At 41.2% G+C, this 6,000-nt stretch carries 9 protein-coding genes; 4 read left to right on the top strand and 5 right to left on the bottom strand.

The annotated features are described in order from the left end of the window. Window positions 1-154: 154 nt before the first annotated feature. From IQ234_RS08805 to IQ234_RS08795, 3 genes are all read right to left on the bottom strand, one after another. On the bottom strand, window positions 155-610 hold the full coding sequence (locus IQ234_RS08805) for a GNAT family N-acetyltransferase (protein ID WP_193956813.1): 456 nt from the start codon (window positions 608-610) through the stop codon (window positions 155-157). Then, window positions 603-767 (bottom strand): hypothetical protein, encoded by a 165-nt coding sequence (locus tag IQ234_RS08800; protein ID WP_193956812.1) that lies wholly within the window; start codon window positions 765-767, stop codon window positions 603-605. Before IQ234_RS08800 ends, IQ234_RS08805 begins: the two co-directional genes overlap by 8 nt. Before the next feature lie 150 nt (window positions 768-917). Next, window positions 918-1,079, bottom strand: coding sequence for a hypothetical protein (locus IQ234_RS08795; RefSeq protein ID WP_002765458.1), 162 nt, complete (start codon window positions 1,077-1,079; stop codon window positions 918-920). A 134-nt stretch (window positions 1,080-1,213) separates the two neighbouring features. Between IQ234_RS08795 and IQ234_RS08790 the strand changes: the two genes are divergently transcribed. Beyond that, window positions 1,214-2,029: an SAM hydrolase/SAM-dependent halogenase family protein gene (locus IQ234_RS08790; RefSeq protein ID WP_193956814.1), complete on the top strand. Its 816-nt coding sequence runs from the start codon at window positions 1,214-1,216 to the stop codon at window positions 2,027-2,029. A gap of 138 nt (window positions 2,030-2,167) precedes the next feature. Here IQ234_RS08790 and nadC read toward each other — a convergent pair whose 3' ends face one another. Together nadC and IQ234_RS08780 are read right to left on the bottom strand one after the other, a co-directional pair. Continuing rightward, window positions 2,168-3,016 (bottom strand): carboxylating nicotinate-nucleotide diphosphorylase, encoded by an 849-nt coding sequence (gene nadC / locus IQ234_RS08785; protein WP_193956811.1) that lies wholly within the window; start codon window positions 3,014-3,016, stop codon window positions 2,168-2,170. 71 nt (window positions 3,017-3,087) lie between these two features. After that, window positions 3,088-3,654: a Uma2 family endonuclease gene (locus IQ234_RS08780; protein ID WP_193956810.1), complete on the bottom strand. Its 567-nt coding sequence runs from the start codon at window positions 3,652-3,654 to the stop codon at window positions 3,088-3,090. 469 nt (window positions 3,655-4,123) lie between these two features. Between IQ234_RS08780 and IQ234_RS08775 the strand changes: the two genes are divergently transcribed. The 3 genes from IQ234_RS08775 to IQ234_RS08765 are packed head-to-tail and all read left to right on the top strand — an operon-like array spanning window position 4,124 to window position 5,971. Next, on the top strand, window positions 4,124-4,591 hold the full coding sequence (locus tag IQ234_RS08775) for a CBS domain-containing protein (protein WP_012265148.1): 468 nt from the start codon (window positions 4,124-4,126) through the stop codon (window positions 4,589-4,591). Between the two features lie 42 nt (window positions 4,592-4,633). Further along, the gene (locus tag IQ234_RS08770) at window positions 4,634-4,885 is read left to right on the top strand and encodes a hemolysin XhlA family protein (RefSeq protein ID WP_193956809.1); all 252 of its coding nucleotides are present in this window, start codon (window positions 4,634-4,636) and stop codon (window positions 4,883-4,885) included. 39 nt (window positions 4,886-4,924) lie between these two features. After that, window positions 4,925-5,971, top strand: a complete 1,047-nt coding sequence (locus tag IQ234_RS08765; protein WP_193956808.1) for a S66 peptidase family protein — start codon at window positions 4,925-4,927, stop codon at window positions 5,969-5,971. The last annotated feature ends 29 nt before the right edge of the window (window positions 5,972-6,000 follow it).

Below are 6,000 nucleotides of genomic sequence, written 5' to 3'. Positions count from 1 at the left end.
GTGTGTGGAGACCACTTCGTGCGCGTTGCGGGGGGAAGTGGAGCATTTGGATGAAATTTCCCTAAACCCCTAAACCCCTAAATCCCTATCACCCCAAAACCCTATCACCCTGTCTTCTGTCTCCTGACTGATAACTCCCGGCTCCTAACAGTTTCTAAATATTTTTCCACATCAGCAAAGAGCGAGTTTGAAAGCCGAGATTTTGGTAGAGATTAAGAGCATTGTCGTTATTGATGAAGACTTGTAAACCGATGCGGCTTTGTCCGCGACTTTTTGCCCAATCCTTAGCTCGATCGATTAGTGCGCTGGCGATACCTTGGCGACGATGCTGGGGATCGACGTAAATTAGGAAAATATGACCATAGCGATCGCCTGTCACCTGATCGACAGCGCTCCCCATCCAGAGACAAGCGATCGCTGTTTGTTGTCCTTCGACGATCCACAGAGGAGTATCAAGGCAAAAAAACTGTCTGACTGTATCAGCTAGATGGGAAAGGTTTTTTTGTTCGGGAAAAAATTCTTCATAGGTGCGGGTGAGAAAATTAATGAGTAGATAGCGATCGCCCATTTTTCCCAGTCGTAGCTGATAATTTTCGGGAAGGTTAGCCATGCCAAGGATAAAAGAAAATTATGCCCAGGGATGGCTCGATCGGAGCGGGTGCCGCTAAATCTGCTGGTAAAAAAATCCGGATGCCGGTGGCAACCAGAGCAACTAAAAACACTAAGATAGTCAGGAACGGGGCGATATATTGTCGAAAAAAAGCCATAATTATTTGATCTCTACACTGCTGTTCTTTCTATTTTAGGGATTGCCAGTTAAGATATCAGCAATTAAAAAAATTCTCCCAAAAAAAAAGTGATCGGCATACCGACCACTACAAACCGACAACTAGACTATGACTAAACACCGATTAAATCTAACGAAGGTGCAAATAGGCCGCCTCTGCTTCTAATTGACGCACTAAAGCTTCATTTCCCTGCGCTCTAGCTACTTCCAGTCGGTGTTGTAAATTTCTGCGGAGTGTTTCTCTATGAGCGACGGCGGCTTGTGTTAGGACTTGCTGACGATTTTTGTTCATGATGGACAGACTTTTGAGCGACTTAACTTACCTTATATCTAAATCATAACATTCTCCTTAGTAAACTGTATCTTTAGTTACTGAATTTGGCGTTAAGATTTATTAACGCTGTTGGCCACCCTAGGGACAAGTCAATGACGGAACAGGCACTAATAACCCTTACTAGCGATTTTGGACTACAGGACGGTTATGTGGGCATTATCAAGGGAGTAATCGCGGGAATTGCCCCCCATGCTCGCACGATCGATCTAAATCATCAAATTTCGCCCCAAGACCTTTATACTGCTCGTTTTATCCTCCTGAATGCCTATCAATATTTTCCCCAAGGCACTATTCATCTGGCAGTTATAGATCCGGGGGTGGGAAGCAAAAGACGCGGGGTAGGGATTCGTTTTGCCGGTGGTTATTTAGTCGGGCCAGATAATGGTTTATTTAGTGGCATTTTAAGCCAATCTCCCGCTATATCTGCCGTTAATCTCAATAATTCTTCCTATTGGCGCACCCCTAACCCTAGCACTACTTTTCACGGTCGTGATATTTTTGCTGCTGTGGCCGCTTATTTGTCCCGGGGAGTACCCCTAGAAATGTTAGGTGAGGTTATTGATCCCGATAGCTTGCAACAATTAGCGATCGCTGTTCCCCAGATCGAGGAAGATAAAATCAGGGGTCAAATCCAATATATCGACATTTTCGGCAATTTAATCAGTAATATTCCCGATTATCTCCTAGAAGGAAAAAATTGGTCAGTGCGGTTGAGTCCAAAAATTATCCCCGCAAAAAACACCTACAGTGATGTTCCTTGGGGGGAAATAGTCGCTTTTATCGGTAGTCACGGGGGGTTAGAAATTGCCGTCAATAGTGGTAGCGCCCAAAAGCAATTACACTTAAATATTGGCGATGCGATCGAGGTTAGAATAGATAGGAGTCAGGAGTCGGTCGTCAGGAGATAGGAGTCAGGAGACAGGAGACGGGAGATTATTTTTATCTATTCTCCCCAATTCATAATTCATAATTCATAATTCATAATTCGCACACCCCACTACCCCACTACCTACTGATAACTGATTACTGATCACTGATATAGCCTTTTAATCAATTCTCATACTGATATCTAACCAAGTAGAACGGGTAATCGGGGCGCTAGTAGAAATATAATCTACTCCTGTTTCGGCAACGTTGCGAATGCGATCGAGGGTAATATTTCCCGATGCTTCTATTTTGGTTTTACTATTAAAATTGCGGATCATCTCCACAGCAGTTTGCATCATCTCTAAATCCATATTATCTAACATAATGATCTCTACCTCCTGCTGCAGAGCTTGATTCACTTCTTCTAATTGGCTAGTTTCTACCTCAATTGTGAGAGGATAGGGCATATTTTGCCGTACACGAAGCACTGCTTCCTCAATGCTGCCCGCTGCTTGAATATGATTATCTTTAATCATAATTGCATCATCTAACCCCAAACGATGGTTAATAGCGCCACCGATACCGGAGGCATATTTTTCTAAAATTCGCAATCCGGGGGTAGTTTTGCGAGTATCCACCAATCTTGTCGATAAATCGGCAATTTTCTCCACATATTTGCGAGTTTCACTAGCAATCCCACTCAAGCGCATGGCAAGATTTAAAGCGACTCTTTCCCCGATTAACAACGCATCGAAGGAACCTTCTATCTCGGCAATAACTTTAGACTTGGGGCAGAATTCCCCCTCGGCAACGGTGGGGGTAAAGTGAATAGTAGGGTTAAGTAGTTGAAAAACTCGTTCAGCTACGGGTAAACCGGCAATAACTCCCGCTTCCTTGGCAATCCAACTAGCTTGACCGATTTTAGCATGACCGAAGAAAATTGCTTGGGTGGTGCGATCGCCTCTACCGAGATCTTCTCGTAACCAGTTTTCTAACAAGGGATCAAGAACTAATAGGGGCGGTAACATAGAATTTATCGAAACAATCGGGACGTATTTATTTTAAGTCTAGGAATGTTTGACCTTTTTGTAAACTTTTTTTAATCGAAACTTATCCCTTCATAGATTAACTCGATCGCACAGTGAAAATCGAGACTAGATAGAATAATTTCTTCCCCTTGACTATAAGCGCAGTAAAACCAAATTTTATCTTCACCGCGACGATAAACCTCAACACTGAGCGAGTCGGGATCGACTAAAACGTATTCTTGTAAACTAGGAATCTGACGATAATATTGTAACTTTTTAGTGCGATCATAGTTTCCTGTGCTGGGGGAAAGCACTTCAATAATCACTTGTGGATGTTGAATAAAATTACGAGATTCTCTATCCCTAAAATCGCAACTAATCACCAAATCGGGATAAAAATAACGACTATTATTAGCTTGTACTTTCGCATCAGATACATTGACTCGACAGCCTCGTGGACGGAGATGAAGTCTTAAAGCAGTGTAAAAATTCAAGGTAATATCATTATGGGGCAGACTACCCCCAGTCATGGCGATAATTTCCCCATCAATATATTCATGGCGCAATTCCTGGGTAGCTTCCCATTCTAGATACTCTTCCGGGGTCATTCTTTCTGGGTATTGAGGTTGAGCGATCATTTTTCTTTCTCCTTGTCAACTAACTAAATTAATATCCCATTTCCTTCTTATGTTATACCATTTTCTCAACCGAAGATTGAAGAATAGTCATAAGCTGTTCGTAATTTAAATTGCTTGTTGAGACGAGGCAAAAGGCAAGAGGCAAAAGGCAACAGTCAGGGGATTAGGGGAGGTTCGGCTAATCTAAGAATAAGCGGTTTAAATGCGTCTTAGCTTAAAACCTCTTGCATAATTAATTTTTGAGGGTTCAAAAACCTTAAAAATAAGGATTAAATCGCATAAAATCTATAAATAGACCATTTAATTGATTATTATTCATGCTTAATTCTCCTGACTACTGACTACTGGCTACTGACTCCTAACCCTAACAACAATTTTTGATTTTTACAAGAGGTCTATAATTAAGCGGCGACTGATTACCCTAATGATAAGATGGAGAGATAAAGCATTATTGTCGCAGGTCGCTAAGATGACGAAAACAGTTGCCGATATCATGACTCCCAATCCCATCACCGTCACCGCTAACACTTCTCTGTCCGAAGCAGTGAAGATTTTGGCCGAAAAGCGGTTTAGTGGTTTACCCGTGGTGGATGACAATATGCGACTGATTGGGGTTATCTCCGAAACTGACCTTATGTGGCAGGAAACGGGAGTAGAAGCTCCTCCTTACATTATGCTCCTTGATAGCGTCATCTATCTACAAAATCCTAGCCGTCACGAGAAATTACTCCATAAAGCTCTCGGTCAAACCGTGGGGGAAGTAATGACCGATAAACCTATTAGTATCACGGCTGATCGCCCTTTGAAAGAAGCGGCCTCGTTAATGTATGATCGTCATGTGCGTCGTTTACCGGTGATTGAGGAAGAAACCCACAAAGTAATCGGTATTATCACCCGCGGCGATATCATTCGCGATATGGCAAAATCCGAAGCATAATGGCTTTTCTAGGGCAAAAATTAACTAAAAGATCTTGAACAAATGAATCAATCTCAGGAAACGGTTACTTATTCCCTAGAAACTATCTTGATGCGGATTGAGGGGAAAATCGATTCGTTACAAAAAGATGTGACGGATTTAAAGGTAGGACAAGCGGTGTTAACGGGAAAAGTTGAGGGAATAGAAAATCGACTAAACTCATTAGAAGGAAACCAAAAATATCAGGTTTGGGCATTAATTGTCCTCTTAGCTGGGGCAGTTGTGAAAACTTTTTTTCTGAGCAGTAATCCCTAAATTCTTGTTTACCTGGCAATTTCTCTAAAAACTATCAGAATGAAGCGCCGTCAATTTCTCACTACTACTGCCCTAACTGCTGTTAGTTTTTCCCTAATTCCTAGAAAAGTTGTTAGCAATAATTTTCCTCTAATTAAACCGCCACATCTACAACCCGGCGACGGAGTGGGTATTATTAGTCCGGCGGGGGCAACTTTTAAAGAAGATGATTTAAATATAGTTATCGAAGCAGTTAAAGCCCTAAAATTAGTACCAAAAGTTGGTCAATACGCTTTAGATCGTTATGGTTATTTAGCAGGTAAAGATAGGGAGCGAGCCTCGGATATAAATCGATTTTTTGCTGATGATAATATTGCCTTAATTTTACCAATTCGCGGCGGTTGGGGAAGCGCTCGTTTATTACCTTATCTCGACTACGATTTAATTCGTCATCATCCGAAAATTATCTGTGGTTTTAGTGATATAACCTCTTTATTGTTGGCTATTTATGCCAAAACTGGTTTAGTAACTTTCCATGCTCCCAATGGCTTTTCTAGTTGGCGCACTGCTCAAACTGAAAGCTTTCGACAGGTTTTATTTTCTGGGGAAAAGTTAACTTTTAGAAATCTTCCCGATCCCGATGATGCTAATCGTTTAATGCAGGTAAAAAATCGCATTCAAACTATTACTAAAGGTCAGTCCAAAGGTAAATTAATCGGCGGTAATTTAACCACTTTAGCCTCAATAGTTGGCTCTCCCTATCTACCAGATTTTACTGGTGCTATCCTATTTTTAGAAGATATTGGTGAAGATGTTTATGAAATTGACCGCCTGTTAAATCAATTAAAATTAACGGGAATTTTTAATAATTTAGCTGGATTTATTTTCGGTGAATGTAGCAATTGTAGCGCCAATAGTGACTATGGTTCCTTGACGTTAGAAGAAGTAATCAGAGAATATATCCAACCCTTAAAAATTCCCGCTTGTCTAGGATTAACTATCGGACATTTAGAAATTATTGAAACTATTCCCATTGGTATTGCAGTAGAATTTGATGCTAATCGGGGAACGATTACTATGTTAGAATCGGCGGTTAGTAAACCGTAAAATGGGTGACTGTTGCTATTCGCTTTTTT

The sequence above is a fragment of the Microcystis aeruginosa LEGE 91341 genome (assembly GCF_015206885.1).
GTDB lineage: Bacteria > Cyanobacteriota > Cyanobacteriia > Cyanobacteriales > Microcystaceae > Microcystis > Microcystis aeruginosa_H.
The sequence above is the reverse complement of the archived record's forward strand: the minus strand, read 5'-3'. Positions and strand labels throughout refer to the sequence as shown.